13 protein-coding genes and 1 tRNA gene are annotated in these 15,528 nt (G+C 57.6%); 8 read left to right on the top strand and 6 right to left on the bottom strand.

Annotated elements, in window-relative coordinates:
* Positions 1–46 precede the first annotated feature (46 nt).
* The gene (locus tag BN5935_RS07740; RefSeq protein ID WP_064975593.1) at positions 47–745 is read right to left on the bottom strand and encodes a DUF4290 domain-containing protein; all 699 of its coding nucleotides are present in this window, start codon (positions 743–745) and stop codon (positions 47–49) included.
* Between the two features lie 285 nt (positions 746–1,030).
* On the opposite strand from BN5935_RS07740, the gene BN5935_RS07735 reads away from it, so the two are divergent.
* Complete coding sequence (locus BN5935_RS07735) at positions 1,031–2,146, top strand: sigma-54-dependent transcriptional regulator (RefSeq protein ID WP_064975592.1); 1,116 nt, start codon at positions 1,031–1,033, stop codon at positions 2,144–2,146.
* Positions 2,147–2,273: 127 nt separating this feature from the next.
* Here BN5935_RS07735 and BN5935_RS07730 read toward each other — a convergent pair whose 3' ends face one another.
* On the bottom strand, positions 2,274–2,924 hold the full coding sequence (locus tag BN5935_RS07730) for an HAD family hydrolase (protein WP_064975591.1): 651 nt from the start codon (positions 2,922–2,924) through the stop codon (positions 2,274–2,276).
* On the bottom strand, positions 2,921–4,360 hold the full coding sequence (locus tag BN5935_RS07725; RefSeq protein ID WP_064975590.1) for a Na+/H+ antiporter NhaC family protein: 1,440 nt from the start codon (positions 4,358–4,360) through the stop codon (positions 2,921–2,923). The genes BN5935_RS07730 and BN5935_RS07725 overlap by 4 nt, the downstream gene beginning before the upstream one ends.
* Positions 4,361–4,806: 446 nt before the next feature.
* Between BN5935_RS07725 and BN5935_RS07720 the strand changes: the two genes are divergently transcribed.
* The 3 genes from BN5935_RS07720 (at position 4,807) to BN5935_RS07710 (ending at position 7,919) form a co-directional block, all read left to right on the top strand.
* Complete coding sequence (locus BN5935_RS07720) at positions 4,807–5,037, top strand: DUF4492 domain-containing protein (RefSeq protein ID WP_064976884.1); 231 nt, start codon at positions 4,807–4,809, stop codon at positions 5,035–5,037.
* Between the two features lie 10 nt (positions 5,038–5,047).
* A complete protein-coding gene (locus tag BN5935_RS07715; RefSeq protein WP_064975589.1) occupies positions 5,048–6,613 on the top strand; it encodes a cytochrome ubiquinol oxidase subunit I in 1,566 nt (521 codons plus the stop codon).
* Positions 6,614–6,776: 163 nt separating this feature from the next.
* Entirely contained in the window at positions 6,777–7,919 is a 1,143-nt protein-coding gene (locus tag BN5935_RS07710; protein WP_064975588.1) for a cytochrome d ubiquinol oxidase subunit II, read from the top strand.
* 350 nt (positions 7,920–8,269) lie between these two features.
* Here BN5935_RS07710 and BN5935_RS07705 read toward each other — a convergent pair whose 3' ends face one another.
* Positions 8,270–9,130, bottom strand: coding sequence for an enoyl-ACP reductase FabI (locus tag BN5935_RS07705; RefSeq protein ID WP_064975587.1), 861 nt, complete (start codon positions 9,128–9,130; stop codon positions 8,270–8,272).
* Positions 9,131–9,483: 353 nt separating this feature from the next.
* A complete protein-coding gene (locus BN5935_RS15130) occupies positions 9,484–9,999 on the bottom strand; it encodes a hypothetical protein (protein ID WP_147625792.1) in 516 nt (171 codons plus the stop codon).
* A gap of 573 nt (positions 10,000–10,572) precedes the next feature.
* Here BN5935_RS15130 and BN5935_RS07700 point away from each other — a divergent pair.
* The gene (locus tag BN5935_RS07700; RefSeq protein WP_064975586.1) at positions 10,573–11,469 is read left to right on the top strand and encodes a hypothetical protein; all 897 of its coding nucleotides are present in this window, start codon (positions 10,573–10,575) and stop codon (positions 11,467–11,469) included.
* Between the two features lie 456 nt (positions 11,470–11,925).
* Here the strand turns inward: BN5935_RS07700 and BN5935_RS07695 are convergent.
* A tRNA-Ser gene (locus tag BN5935_RS07695) sits at positions 11,926–12,010 on the bottom strand.
* A 151-nt stretch (positions 12,011–12,161) separates the two neighbouring features.
* Here BN5935_RS07695 and BN5935_RS07690 point away from each other — a divergent pair.
* The 3 genes from BN5935_RS07690 to BN5935_RS07680 all read left to right on the top strand — a co-directional run bounded on the left by BN5935_RS07690 (position 12,162) and on the right by BN5935_RS07680 (position 15,398).
* Positions 12,162–12,443, top strand: a complete 282-nt coding sequence (locus tag BN5935_RS07690) for an HU family DNA-binding protein (protein WP_394330954.1) — start codon at positions 12,162–12,164, stop codon at positions 12,441–12,443.
* Positions 12,444–12,466: 23 nt separating this feature from the next.
* Positions 12,467–13,663, top strand: coding sequence for a pyridoxal phosphate-dependent aminotransferase (locus BN5935_RS07685; RefSeq protein WP_064975585.1), 1,197 nt, complete (start codon positions 12,467–12,469; stop codon positions 13,661–13,663).
* 214 nt (positions 13,664–13,877) lie between these two features.
* Positions 13,878–15,398: an OmpP1/FadL family transporter gene (locus tag BN5935_RS07680; RefSeq protein ID WP_064975584.1), complete on the top strand. Its 1,521-nt coding sequence runs from the start codon at positions 13,878–13,880 to the stop codon at positions 15,396–15,398.
* Positions 15,399–15,528 lie beyond the last annotated feature (130 nt).

The raw sequence follows: 15,528 nt of genomic DNA, 5'->3' as shown, positions 1-15,528 counted from the left end.
TCCGCAAAACGTTCCAACCAATATAAAGTGTCGTTACGCCACCGTCCTACTTCGACGAATTGCGGTGCGCACCGTTGTTTTTCGTAAAATTCCGGTGCTGCTGCTGGCCGCGGTTTTTCTGCTGCTGCCGCTGCTGATGGGGCGGACGGTGCTGCTGGGGCCCCTTCTGGGGACGCGCTGAAAAGGGCTGTTTATAGTCGCTTCGGAGATTATTTAAAGCAACTTCGTCGATTTGGATCGCTCCCCCGGACATCCGTTTGATGTCTTTTACGATCACTTCGTTGTTCGGGTGCTCCTGATTGTATTCGTAGCTTTTGGTACGCATGTAACGGGCCAGATTATCCACCGTGCGGGCCACCGTCTGGGGGTTGCGCTCGTCGGCCAGACCGCGGATCATCCGCTCGACGTATTTGCCGTAATGCTTGTAGGCGATGCGCCCCTGCGAATAGGCCATGCGGCGGGGCGTGACGGTCAGTTCCTGACGCGACGGCTGCGGGTAGGGAGAGTCCACATCCAACTGAAAATCAGACATGATGAAGAGGTGATCCCAGAGCTTGTGGGTGAAGTCGGCCGTGTCGCGCAGCAGGGGGTTCAGGTTGCCCATCACGGCGATCACGGCCCGTGCCTGCCGGTTGCGTTCGCGGCGGTCCTCGATCTCCAGCAGCGAGTCGATCATCTCTTGGATATGACGCCCGTATTCGGGCAGGTACAGCTTGCGCCGCGTGTAATTATAGTTCTTTCTCATAAATTGTATTTACGGTCTTTCCCGTTGCTCCGATTCGTCCGCCGGACCTTCCGGCAGGGCCTTCGCAATAGACCTGTTCAGGATGTTTTTCAGGACCTTCCGCTCCGTCGGGCGAGACCCCCGGGGATTGGTTTTACGCCGCAGAAAGCCCTAACTTTGGGACACAGGCCGTGCAAACCGGATGCAAATGAAACGGACATCTCCCGCTTTTATTGCCGGGGCGCCGCCTGCCCGAGCCGAAGATCGACTTGGCAAAAGTAGGTAAAATTTCAGGAAAAACAAGCTATGGCAAAGGTTTTAATTTTGGATCAATCAAAAAGCGTGCGAAACATCCTGCGCGAACGGTTGGAGTATGAGGGGTTCTCGGCGGAAGCCGTTGAAGACGAGGCCGCAGCCTCGGATATGTGTGAGAAGGTTCCGTTCGACCTGATCATTTCGGACACCGGATGCAGGGTCCCCGATGCCGGCATTCCGTTCATCGCCCTCTCGACCGACGCCTCGATCGACTCGGCGGTGGAGGCCGTGCGCAACGGTGCGCAGGATTTCCTCACCAAACCCATCGACATGAACCGGCTGCTGCAATCCATCCACCGCACCATCGAAAATCCCGCGCCCGTGGCCGCCGCACCCAGCCGCCGCGCGCGTCCCGCCGAGGCGGAACATATCATCGGCGTCTCGCCCGAGATCGAACACGTCCGCCAACTGATCGACAAGGTGGCGCCGTGCGAAGCCCGGGTGCTCATCACCGGCGAAAACGGCACGGGCAAGGAGCTGGTGGCCCGGTGGCTCCACGCCAAGAGTTCGCGCGCAGCGGCGCCGTTCGTCGAGGTCAACTGCGCGGCCATCCCCTCGGAGTTGATCGAGAGCGAGCTCTTCGGGCACGAACGGGGAGCCTTCACCTCGGCCGTCAAGCAGCGCAAGGGCAAGTTCGAGCAGGCCGACGGCGGCACGCTCTTCATGGACGAAATCGGCGACATGTCGCTGGCGGCGCAGGCCAAGGTGCTGCGGGCGTTGCAGGAGAGCCGCATCAGCCGTGTGGGCGGCGACAAGGAGATCGAGGTCGACGTGCGGGTGATCGCCGCCACGAACAAGAATCTGCGCGAGGAGATTGCGAAAGGGAATTTCCGCGAGGACCTCTACCACCGCATCGGGGTGATCGTCGTGCGGGTCCCGGCGCTGCGCGAACACGCCGAGGATATCCCCACGCTCGTCGACCATTTCGTGCGCACCATCTCGGCCGAATACGGCTCGCGGCCCAAGCCCGTCGACCCGGCGGCCCTCGAGGCGCTCCGGCAGATGCCGTGGACGGGCAACATCCGCGAGCTGCGCAACGTCGTCGAACGGCTCATCGTCCTCTCCGGGGAGCGCATCACCGCCCGCGATGTGAAGGAATACTACTGAGGCAGGTAGCGGAAATCCGGCCACGAACTGCAATTCCTGCCGCCGCCCCTAAATCCCGTTTAAGAAGCGGGATTTAGGGGCGGCGGTTGCTTCGGGACACACTCCATCCGGTTCCGCGCCCGCCCGGTTACAACAGCTCCAACAACTGCGCCGGACGGTCGACGATGTGCACAGCTCCGGCGGCGACGAGTTCTGCGCGGTCGCGGAAGCCCCACGTCACGCCCGCCGAGCGGACGCCCGCAGCCGCCGCGGTCTCGATGTCCACGCCCGAATCCCCCACATAGAGCACCTCCTCCCGGGCCACGCCCGTCAGCGCCAGAATCTCCTCCACGACCGCCGGGTCGGGTTTCAGGGGCACGTCCGGACGCTGTCCGAAGACTGCCGCGAACGCCACGCCGGGAAAGAACAGCCGGACGAGTTTCTCGGTCCCGGCCTGAAACTTGTTCGAGGCCACGGCCATCGCCACGCCGCGCCGCCCGAGCTCGGCGACGAGTTCGGGAATACCCGCGTAAGGCTGGGTATGGGTGTCGATATGCTCGGTGTAGTATTTCACGAAATCGGCGCGCACCGCGGCGACCGTCTCCGGCGTGCGCATCGGCTCGGGCAGGGCCCGTTCGACGAGCCGCATGATGCCGTTGCCGACGAAATGGCAGTATTCGGCATAGGTGTGCAGGGGCAGTCCCCGCCGCTCCAGCACGGCGTTGCAGGCCACGGCCAGATCGCCGATGGTGTTCAGCAGCGTGCCGTCGAGATCGAAGATGACGAGTCGGGTATTCATTTTTTGCGTTTTATTTTCCAGCCGATCGCCGCCACGAGCAGCGACATCAGCGGCGAGACGATGTTGAAGATGCAGTAAGGCATGTAGACGAAGGTCGAGACGCCGAGCACCGTGGCCTGCGTCATGCCGCACGAGTTCCACGGGATCAGCACCGAGCATACCGTGGCGGAATCCTCCACCGAGCGGCTCAGCAGACGCTCCTCCAGCCCCCGCTCGGCATACAGCTCCTTAAAGAGCCGCCCCGAGAGGATGATCGAGATATACTGGTCGGCGGTGCAGAGGTTGAAGAAGATGCCCGCGCCGACGGTCGAGGCCACGGCCGAAAAGGTCCTGCGCACCCACCGCAGGAAGATCGCCGTCAGCGACTGAAGCATCCCGCTGCCGGTCATCACCCCGCCGAAGCACATGGCGCAGATGATGAGCCACACGGTGTTCAACATCCCGGCCATGCCGCGCGTGGCGACCAGTTCGTCCAACTGGGGCGTCCCCGTGGGAATGGCCGTGGGTCCGAAGCAGGTCATCAGCACCCCCTTGAACCCCGACATGAAGTCCAGCCCTTCGACGCCCGCCACCCGGGCGACCATTTCGGGCTGTGCCGCGAGCATCGCCGCGCAGGCGAAGACCACGGCGCAGAACAGCGTCACGATGGCCGGGAGTTTCCGGGCGATGAGGATTCCCGTGACCAAAGGCACCACGAGAAGCCACGGCGTGATGCGGAACGTCGCGGCCAGCGTCGAGGCGTACATCTCGGCATGGGTCGAGGCCCCGTGGTCGAGCGACAGCCCCGCGACGGTGAAGACCCCGAGGGCAATGAGCATCGACGGCACGGTGGTATAGAGCATGTAACGGATGTGCGTAAAGACCGGGACGCCGACCGTCGAGGAGGCCAGCACCGTGGTGTCGGACAGCAGCGAGAGCTTGTCGCCGAAATAGGCCCCCGAAATGATGGCCCCGGCGATCCACCCCTCGGGGAATCCCATCGCCTGCCCGATGCCCATCAGCGCGACGCCGATGGTGGCGATGGTGGTCCACGAGCTGCCGGTCATCAGCGACACCACGGCGCAGATCGCGCACGAGGCGACGAGGAAGAACGACGGGTGGAGGATCTGCAACCCGTAGTAAATCATCGTCGGGACCACGCCCGCGATCATCCACGTCCCGGCGATGGCGCCGATCAGGAGCAGGATGACAATGGCCGAAGCCGAGGCGCGGATGTTGTCGATGATGGCCTCCTCCAGCACGGCCCAGCGGCATCGGTAGATACCGATCGAGAGCATCACGCAGACCGACGTGGCCGACAGCAGGGCTATCTGGCTGCCGCCGTTGATGGCGTCGCCCCCGAAGGCGCGGATCACCACATACAACAGTCCCGTCAGCACCGCCAGCGGAATGACCGACACCCACGGCGACGGCAGTTTTTCGGTATTTTGTTTCATCGGATGACTTTTACGGGGGACAAAAGTACGAAATTCTTTGTACTTTTGATGTCAAAAGTACCAAAACCACGGGCGTAAGACGCCCGATTTAGGGGCTGCTGAACCATTTTACACATCACAACCCGATTTCCGCCACGATCCATTTAAATCCCGATTCTTAGCCGGAAAAAGAAGTGCGGAAGGTCGCCCGGCACCAAGTGACGCCTCATCAGATTATGGATTCAATTGACTATGAAGAGTAAAATCCATTGCCGGGCGATCGTTCCTTCCGCACATTTATCCGACCTCCGGCCCCGAAAAAACAAGGGCGCAGGTCACCCCGCGCCGCTAAAAAGGTAGACATTAATTCCACATATGCAACGAAAAATAGGATGATTTTTCGGGCCGGAGGCTTTTATATTTCCGATTTTCTGCTTAACTTTGATAAATCGCAACGGCGCAAACAGATGAATGCACTCCGCAAAGTAATCCGGTTCTATGTCGAAGGGTTCCGCGAAATGACCGTGGGACGGACGCTGTGGGCCATCATTCTCGTGAAACTCTTCATCATGTTCGCCGTGCTGAAGGTCTTCTTCTTCCCCGACCTGCTCGCGGGAAAGAGCCCCGCGGAGAAGGCCGACCATGTGCTGGAAAATCTCGCGCCCCCGGCTTCGGGAGCGGCCCCCTCAACCCAATAACACCCCGTATATGCTTTCCGACTACCTATCGACCGTCGACTGGTCGCGTGCGCAATTCGCCATGACGGCCATCTACCACTGGCTGTTCGTCCCGCTGACGCTCGGGCTGGGCTTTATGATCGCCATCATGGAGACCATCTATGTGCGCACGAAAGACCCCTTCTGGCTCCGGACCACCAAATTCTGGATGCGTCTGTTCGGCATCAACTTCGCCATCGGCGTGGCCACGGGCCTGATCCTCGAATTCGAGTTCGGCACCAACTGGTCCAACTACTCCCATTTCGTGGGCGACATCTTCGGCGCCCCGCTGGCCATCGAGGGCATCTTCGCCTTCTTCCTCGAATCGACCTTCATCGCCGTGATGTTCTTCGGCTGGCGCAAGGTATCGAGCGGCTTCCACCTCACGGCCACATGGCTTACGGCCGTCGGGGCCAACCTCTCGGCGTGGTGGATTCTGGTGGCCAACTCGTGGATGCAGTACCCCATGGGGTGCGATTTCAACCTCGAAACCGTGCGCAACGAGATGACCTCGTTCTCGGCCGTGGCGCTGTCGCCCGTGGCCGTCAACAAGTTCTTCCACACCGTCACCTCGTCGTTCGTCCTCGCGGCGCTGTTCGTCGTGGGCGTCTCGGCATGGTACCTGCTCCGCCGGCGCGAGCAGCAGATGGCCCGCAAGAGCATCGCCATCGCCTCGGCGTTCGGATTCGTCTTCGCACTGGTCACGGCATTCACGGGCGACCGTTCGGGAGCCATCGTGGCCCGCGTGCAGCCCATGAAGCTGGCCGCCATGGAAGCGCTCTACGACGGGCAGGAGGGTGCGCCGCTCACCGCCGTCGGCGTCCTGCGCCCCGAAGCGGAGCACACGTCGAACGAGGATGCTTTCTACTTCAAGATCGACATCCCGAAGATGCTCTCGCTGATGAGCTTCCGCGACGCCGATGCCTTCGTGCCGGGCATCAACGACCTCGTCTACGGCAACGAGGAGCGCGGCATCCTGTCCGCCGCTGAGAAGATGGAACGCGGACGCGTGGCCGTCGACGAGCTGGGGCGTTACCGCGCCGCGCGCGAAGCGGGCGACACGGCAGCCATCGCCGAGATACAGTCCAAGTTCGACCGCTCGACACCCGAGGGTGAAGCGTTCCTGCGCGACCATTTCGCCTACTTCGGCTACGGATACCTCGACCGTCCCGAGCAGATCGTGCCCAACATACCGCTGCTGTTCTACTCGTTCCGCGTGATGGTCGGCGCCGGGTGTTTCTTCATCCTGCTGCTGGGGCTCGTCTGGTGGCTCAACCGCAAGGACCGTCTCGCCGACAAGCGCTGGCTGCTGTGGGTGGCCGTGTGGACCGTCCCGCTGGCCTACCTCGCCTCGCAGGCCGGATGGATCGTGGCCGAGGTCGGACGCCAGCCGTGGGCCATCCAAGACCTGATGCCCGTAGGCGTCGCCGCCTCGAAAATCCCCAGCGGATCGGTCTCCGTGACCTTCTTCCTTTTCCTTGCGCTCTTCACCGCGCTGCTCATCGCCGAACTGAGCATCATGTTCCGGCAGATCAAAATAGGACCTAAAAACGACTAAGCTCCCGATTGCCGCACACCCTTTGGCCCCGTAACTTCCGCGCCAGCGGACACAAGTCCCCGCCAAGGCGGGGATTTAGGGGTGGGTCAAATTTGCAACCACGGCGGCACGCCGTGAATTGCCGACGGGCAATAGCTACAAAACAATGACAATAACGACAACTATGGATACTATTACACTGCTTCAACACTATTGGTGGTTCATCATTTCGCTTTTGGGAGCGCTGCTGGTCTTCCTGATGTTCGTGCAGGGCGGTCAGGCGCTGCTTTACAACGTCGGCCGCACGGAGGAGGAGCGCAACATGCTCGTCAACTCGCTGGGCCGCAAGTGGGAATTCACCTTCACGACACTCGTCACGTTCGGCGGGGCCTTCTTCGCCTCGTTCCCATTGTTCTACTCCACGTCGTTCGGCGGGGCGTTCTACGTCTGGATGGCCATTCTGTTCTGCTTCGTGCTCCAAGCCGTGGCCTACGAATACCGCCGCAAACCCGCCAACGTCTTCGGCGAACGGACGTTCAACGCCTTTCTGCTGATAAACGGCATCCTCGGGCCGCTGCTCATCGGCACCGCCGTCGGAACCTTCTTCACGGGGGCCGAATTCACCGTCGACCGCCTCAATCTGGCCAATCAGGGCGGCGCGGCGGTCATCTCGCAGTGGGCGACGCCGTGGCACGGACTGGAAGCCGTCGCCGAGTGGCGCAACGTGCTGCTGGGCGTGGCGGTGGTCCTGCTGGCCATGACCCTCGCCTGCCAGTATTTCATGAACAACATCGACGACGAGGTGATCCGCCGCCGCGCGCAAAGCCGCATGCGGCTGTTCGGCGTGCTGTTCGTCATCTGCTTCGTGGTATGGCTTTTGGCCCTCGTCCTCGCCGACGGATGGGCGGTCGATGCCGCGGGCACCATCTCGGTCGAGCCTTATAAATACCTCCACAACCTGCTCGAAATGCCCCTCGTCACCGCCGTGCTGCTCATCGGCGTGGTTTCGGTGCTGTGGAGCATCGGGCTCGGGTGGCGCGGCAGCCGCCGTGCGGTGTGGTTCGGAGGTATCGGCACGGTGCTCACGGTGCTGACGCTGCTGCTTTTGGCCGGATGGAACGGCACGGCCTACTACCCTTCGCTGACGGACATGCAGTCGTCGCTGACGATCGCGAACTCCTCGTCGAGCCTCTTCACCCTGAAGACGATGGCGTGGGTGTCGCTGTTCGTACCGTTCGTGGCGGCCTACATCTGGTACGCATGGCGGGCCATGAACCGCCGCCCGATCACCCGCGAGGAGATCCGCGGCGACGACCATCAATACTAAGCAGATACCAGCTCGACCCTCATTCCGTATCGGCAGGCCGCAGTCGCAGCCTGCGGCTGCGTATACAAGTCTGACCCACCCGGCTAAGAGCCGGGTTTTAGGGGCGATGCTCGCATATTTTTATCTTATTCGGCGTTGCGTTATATTCTAAAAGCCGTTTTTAAACGGCCCTCGGCGGGGGCTTGTCGCAACGCAACCGGATTGCAGGCAGAACACAGTCTCCCTACGTTTTTGATTTTAGAGGAGCAGGTTTGTGCTTAAACGAAGCGGGGCACGGATGGGTAGTATAAAAATACGTCCCATTCGCGCCCTGCAAGAGCAAGTGCAAAGATGCCCTATAAAATCGAAAACTATTCGCCGAACGGATACTGATTCTGATGCACGTCCTCGAAACGCATGCCCTTCTCGTAGGTCTTCATCGCGCGGCGCGACATACCCATCGACGAGAATCCGCCGTCGTGGTAGAGGTTCTGCATCGTCACCTTGCGCGTGAGGTCCGAGAAGAGCGTCAGCACATAGTCGGCGCAGTCCTCGGCCGAGGCGTTGCCCAGCGGGGACATGTTGTCGGCGAACGACATCAGGTCGCCCAGCCCCAGCACGCCGCTGCCCGCGGTGGTCGGCGTCGGCGACTGCGACACGGTGTTGATACGCACATGCTTCTCACGGCCGTAGATGTAGCCGAAGCTGCGGGCGATCGACTCCAGCAGCGCCTTGGCATCGGCCATGTCGTTGTAACCGTACAACGTGCGCTGGGCCGCGATGTAGGAGAGGGCCACGATCGACCCCCAGTCGTTGATGGCGTCCTTCTTGCGGGCCACCTGAATGGCCTTGTGGAACGAAATGGCCGAAATATCGAGCGTCTTGGAGAGAAAATCGTAATCCAGATCATCATAGGTGCGGCCCTTGCGGACGTTGGGCGACATGCCGATCGAGTGAAGCATGAAGTCGAACTTGCCGCCGAAATGCTCCATCGTCTTGTCGATCAGGTTCTCCAGATCCTCGACGCTCGTGGCGTCGGCCGGAACGACGATCGTATTGCACTTCTCGGCCAACTGCGAGATGGTTCCCATGCGGATAGATACGGCAGTATTGGTGAGGACGATCTCGGCACCCTCCTCCACGGCGCGCTCCGCTACCTTCCAGGCAATGGATTGCTCGTTCAGAGCTCCGAAAATAAGTCCCTTCTTTCCTTTCAATAAATTGTATGCCATTGTAATTTGGTTTAAAAATTCGGGCAAATATAACAATTATTTTTCATTTGGACGACCAATTGCCCTCCCGATGCCCTGCAAAGGCTCTGCCGCCGGGCACAAACACGTCCCGGAACACTACAAAAAAGCGGGAATTGGATTCCGGTCCGGACAAGCGGGATTGACTTCGCTCCACTCCGCCTGCGGCTTCGTGCCGCTCGTCTTTCCCGGCCCTGCGGGGGCGTCCCCAAAATCCGCAGTATATCAGCCTGTTATATTTTGGCCTCAATTTAAGTACACCGAATAGCCCACAGCCGATTTGCATCGTTTTACCCTGTGTTGCACTTGGTTAAAACAAAGATAATACTTTCTTTTCATCTATACAATTCGCATTTAGATTTTAAGACATCAATAACACCGGTATTATGAATCGCATCATATTCTTTCCTACATTTAGGTATGCCATCACTATCATAAGTTAAATCTATTACTGATGAGTTAATATTTTTTCTAAATTCTGAATATATATACCTAAGTTGTGATATTCGTCGTGATTTAAGAAGTTTCTCATACTCTTCTTTTTTATTGGAAATAAGTTCCTCTACATTAATCGCTATACCTGCATATAAGCCGCAATGATGAGAAATTAACTCCGGAAATCTTTGGAGAGTATCACATGTCTTTTTATCAAATAAAATTTCAATTTGAGAAAAAGAATCTATTACTTTTTGCCTACACTCGTCCAATTCTTCATAATATTTATTGGTTCTTTTTGGAGACTCAATTAGATAATTAATATAGAAATCAAAGTTATGCAGCAATACATCAACCTTTTTATATATGCTATATATATCAAAATATTTATTGAATGTCTGAATTTTGAGATTCATTTGTTCCAAGCGAATCAATCTAACGTGTTGTCTCCAATTCGAATATATGATTGCACATGTTAGTATGATGAATGAAACGGCACTTATTGCTTCCCAATTAATTGTACCCATTGTTGATTTTTATTGATTACGAAAGCAAAGTTAGCAAATGGTTGATTAAATATTTCAAAGATTCTATAATTGTTTCTATCTTTGCCCCTGCGAACATAATTCATAATAAACTTTCTTGCAATGGCTTTCAAAATCGGAACGCTACTACTAAAGGTATGCACAGAGTCGTTGGGGAGCAATCCCGCGAACGGCACCGGTTTTGAACTCGCAAGAGGGATGGATTGTGTTCGCAGCTGTGCATCCTTTTTTTATTTATGCGAACACAATCCATCGTCCGCGTTCCGACGCAGACACGCCGCAAGGCCAGCCGCAGGCGGTTCCCGCCGTGCAACCTCCCGATTTGTTTCCATTTTCATCCGCCGGATTAGCAAGTAGTTGCTGACCAGACCTTTATCTTCTTTGTTGTGCACTGCGCACGATAAGGACAGCCCTTACTATGTCGAATTTCTAACAGTCAATCAAATGGAAACGAATCAAAACCCCGTGCAGGAAAACCCCGCACAACGCATAGCCCCCGAACTCGGACAGCCCGCCGAACGCCTTTACGATCCGAATGAAGCGGAACAGATCGTCCAAACCCTGCTCGACGGCTATTTCGACCCGGAATACATCCTATTATTCGGCAAGTTGGCAGGCGGTACGCCCCACAGCGACGCCGTGGCCTACGACCTGCTGATGGTCGTGCGCGAAACTCCGGAATACGATTGGATTCAGACCAAGCGTATCCTGCGCTACAAAATGCCGTACCGCCTCCGGAAGATCACCTACATCAATCTCTACATCCTGCCGTTGAGCTATGTCGAATCGAATCGGACGCCGTTTCTCTATTTCACCCGTGCCGAGGGCGAATTGCTCTATTGCAGCGACCACTATCATTTCCGCCGGCCGAAGTACCCGATCGACTTTGCCAGAGCCTATGCCGACGCCAAATTCCATTTCGACACGTTCCGGGTGCTTGGATATGATCTGCTGGAACAGGCACAGGAAACATTTGTCGAGGGTCGCAACGTGCGTCTGGCGGCGCAGTTCACGGCGCAGGCAATCGTTTATTTCTACCACACGCTCTATTACGTCTATCACGGTATGGAATTCGGCATCCACGATCCGGTGGTGATGCACGACCGGATGCGGACGCTTTCGACCAAACTGATGCTGGTATTCGACGACAATCACATCGAGAACATTTTTACGCTGCCATGCCTGAAACAAATCTTGATGAAAACGCCGTATAGCGCCGAATTCCACATGGCCCCGCAGGAATTGGAGATGCACATGGAGCGAGTTCAAAAGGCGGCCGAAATAATCGAGAACTACTGCGATCTACGGCTGGAACTCTATAAAGAGCTGAGCGTACAATAGCCCGCGGCATCAGGCGGGAATGGAAAACAGGAATTACGCCGCTGCGCTCCGTGACTCCTCGGATTCCGGTCCGGACAAGCGGGATTGACTTCGCTCCACTCCGCCTGCAGCTTCGTGCCGCTCGTCTTTCCCGGCCCTGCGGGGGGGGGCAGAAAATAAACAGGGCCGCCGCAACCGAAGGCAAATCCATTTGCCGGAGGTCGATGGGATTTGCTCGGCAAATTCCATCAATCTCGCCCACAGACAGGAATGAAAAACAGGAATTACATCGCTGCGCTCCGTGATCCCTCGGATGCCTTAAGTTGCAAGTGAAAAACAAACAACGTTTACTGCTCCACAGGAGCCATGTATATTGGAAAAGGAGATGTCTGAAAAATAATTTTCAAGCATCTCCTTTTCCAATATACAAACATCACCTCTTCTGAGGTGATGCCGTCGTTTGTTTTTCGCTTGATGCGGAAAGTGAGGGATTCGAACCCCCGGAACCTTGCGGTTCAACGGTTTTCAAGACCGCCGCGATCGACCACTCCGCCAACTTTCCGGAGACAAAAGTAGTACCGATTTTCCATTCTGCCAAATCTATGCAGCGTTTTTATTCCTACCCCGCAGCCCCGAAAAGCAAATTCCGGAGATAATTTTCTTCTTTCCCGAAATTTGCATATCTTTGTCAGTAAGTTAGGACCTTGAAGGTTATTTTCTCACGCAGCGAAGCCATGAACAAAGCGCAGTTTGTCGAGGCCATTGCTCTCGACGCGAACATCTCGAAGGTCGAGGCCCGCAGGGCCGTCGACGCCATGATCCGTGTAACGGTGCAGTCCCTGCGCGAAGGCGAACGGCTGACCCTGACCGGGCTGGGTACGTTCAGCGTGCAGCAGCGTTCCGAGCGCGTAGGCCGCAACCCGCGCACGGGTGCCGCCGTGAAGATTCCGCCCCGCAAGGTCATCAAGTTCCATCCCACGGTCGAGGTCGAATGACCCGGCCCGCAAAATCCCCACACATGCCCGAAATTTCACTCCGCGCCGAGCAGATGCCGGCCTCCCCGATACGCAAACTCGTCCCGCTGGCCGACGCCGCACGCGCCCGGGGCACCAAAATCTACCACCTGAACATCGGACAGCCCGACCTGCCCACACCGCAGGTGGGTCTCGATGCGCTGAAGCATATCGACCGCAAGGTGCTGGAATACAGCCCCAGCGACGGTTACCATTCGCTGCGCGAGAAACTCGTCTCCTATTACGCACAGTACCAGATCAAACTCACCCCCGAGGAGATCATCGTCACCACGGGCGGCTCCGAGGCCGTGCTGTTCGCCTTCATGTCGTGCCTCAACCCCGGCGACGAGATCATCGTCCCCGAACCGGCCTATGCCAACTACATGGCCTTCGCCATCTCGGCAGGCGCCGTGATCCGTCCCGTCGTCTCGTCGATCGAGAACGGATTCGCCCTGCCTCCCATCGAGGAGTTCGAGAAACTCATCAACGAGCGCACGCGCGGCATCCTGATCTGCAACCCCAACAACCCCACGGGTTATCTCTACACGCGCCGCGAGATGGACCGCATCCGCGACATGGTCCAAAAATACGACCTGTTCCTCTTCTCCGACGAGGTCTACCGCGAGTTCATCTACACCGGTTCACCCTATATTTCGGCCTGTCACCTCGAAGGCATCGAGCAGAACGTCGTGCTGATCGACTCGGTCTCGAAGCGTTATTCCGAGTGCGGTATCCGCATCGGCGCGCTGATTACCAAGAACAAGAAACTGCGCAACGCCGTGATGAAATTCTGTCAGGCGCGCCTTTCGCCGCCGCTGCTCGGACAGATCGTCGCCGAAGCCTCGATCGACGCCCCGCGGTCGTACAGCACGGAGGTTTACGAGGAGTATATCGAGCGCCGCAAATGCCTGATCGACGGACTGAACCGCATCCCCGGCGTCTACTCGCCGATCCCGATGGGGGCGTTCTACACCGTGGCGCGGCTCCCGGTCGACGACAGCGACAAATTCTGCGCATGGTGCCTCTCGGAGTTCGAATACGAGGGCGAGACCGTCATGCTGGCCCCGGCGTCGGGCTTCTATTCCGATCCCGAATGCGGCCGCAATGAGGTCCGCATCGCCTATGTCCTGAAAAAAGAGGACCTCGAACGGGCCCTCGTCATTTTGGGCAAGGCGCTCGAAGCCTACAACAGCCGCCAATAAGAACAGCCGGCAATCCCGAAACGAAGGTGCAGCGCCCCGCAAGGCGTTGCACCTTCTTATATATGGACCTGCCAATTCATCCAATCTTATACCTTTTAGTAGAGTTTTCGGGAATTTAAGACCAAAAAGTTTGGGCTTCGGGGATAGTTTTCCTACTTTTGCCCCGATTTTGTGCGTCTTCGGACACACCGAGTATAAACCAAACCAATTCGTTATGAAAAAACTTTTCCTCGTTCTGGCCGCCGCAGCCATCGCCTCCGGTGCATACGCCGAGGGTTATCAGGTAAACAACATGTCGGCCAAGCAGACCGGTATGGGTCATGTAGGTACGGCCATGAAGCTCAACTCGGAGTCGATCTACTTCAACCCCGCAGCCACGGCATTCCAGACGTCGAAATTCGACATTTCGGCCGGCATGACGGGCATTCTCTCGAATGTCAGCTACCGCTCGCTCCCGACCCTGACAAACGATTACCAGAGCGGCCCGGCCGAGAAATCCGACAATAAGCTCTCGACCCCGATCCACGTCTATTTCAACTACAAACCCACCGAACGGCTGGCCGTCGGACTGGGTTTCTACACTCCCTACGGTTCCGCAATGAACTGGGGTGACAACTGGTCGGGGGCACACCTCGTACAGGAGATCAACCTCTCGGCCTACACCGTTCAGCCCACCGTGTCGTACAAGATCTGCGACCGCCTTTCGATCGGCGCGGGTCTGACGGTCGCATGGGGTAAATTCGACCTGTCGCGGTCGCTGCTCTCCCCCACGATGCGCCGCGGACTCATCTCCGGCACGATCGATCCCGGTATCGCCACAGCTCAGGCCGGAATTACGCAACTCGAGGGAGTAATAGCTGCCCTGCCCGATGGTCCCGAGAAAGAGGCTTACAAACAAAAACTGGTGCAGACACAGGGGACCCTCCAGACGCTCGAGGGAGCCAAGGGCTACCTTAACAACACGATGAACCAATCGCTGGTATCGGCCAAACTCAAAGGCGACGCCGATGTCGCCGTGGGTGTGAATGCCGGTTTCCTGTGGGACATCACCGACGAATGGTCGGTCGGCATGACCTACCGCTCGCGCCTGAACATGAAAGTGGGCAAAGGCCATGCAACGATGAACATCGACCCGCAGGCAGCGGCACTCATCGCCAAACTCGGAGAACTCAGCCCCGGTACGGAGTTGATCCCGGGCCTCGACAAAGGCACTTTCAATGCCGAACTGCCGCTTCCGACGACCGTAACGTGGGCCGTATCGTTCCGCCCGGCCGTGAAATGGGAGCTGGCCGTAGACCTGCAATGGACCGGATGGTCGGCCTACAAAGCCCTGAACGTGGTCTTCAATGAGAAGGAACTGGGTATCAAACCCATCTATTCGGTGAAGAACTACTCGAACACGCTGGCTTTCCGTTTCGGTGCCCAGTACCGTGCGACCGATTTCATCACGGCCCGTATGGGTATGTATGTGGATGAAAGTCCCGTAAGCAGCGACTACCTCAACCCCGAAACCCCGTCGATGACCAAAGTCTCCTATACGGCCGGTCTGAGCCTGCGCCCCACCAAGTTCATGTCGATCGATCTGGCTTACTGCTATGTTTCGTCGGCCGATCCCGAGCGCACGGGTTCCTATCCGCTTTACGGCTATGCCGACGGTAAACTCGAAGAGGTCTTCTCGGGAAACTACAAGCTCCACGCCAACGTATTTTCGATCGGCGTAGGGTTCAGTTTCTAAAAAACGAAAAAATTGTTATCTTTGCCGGGAATAAACCCCGGCTTAGATAGGCGGCGCCTCAGCAAAATACAAGCAAAGTTTGCTTTTGCATTCAGCTTGCACTATCTTTGCGGTGCGTTCGGCGACGGAC

The organism is Alistipes provencensis (genome assembly GCF_900083545.1).
Lineage (GTDB): Bacteria > Bacteroidota > Bacteroidia > Bacteroidales > Rikenellaceae > Alistipes > Alistipes provencensis.
Note: the sequence above shows the minus strand (reverse complement) of the source record. Positions and strands in the feature narration are given on the sequence as shown.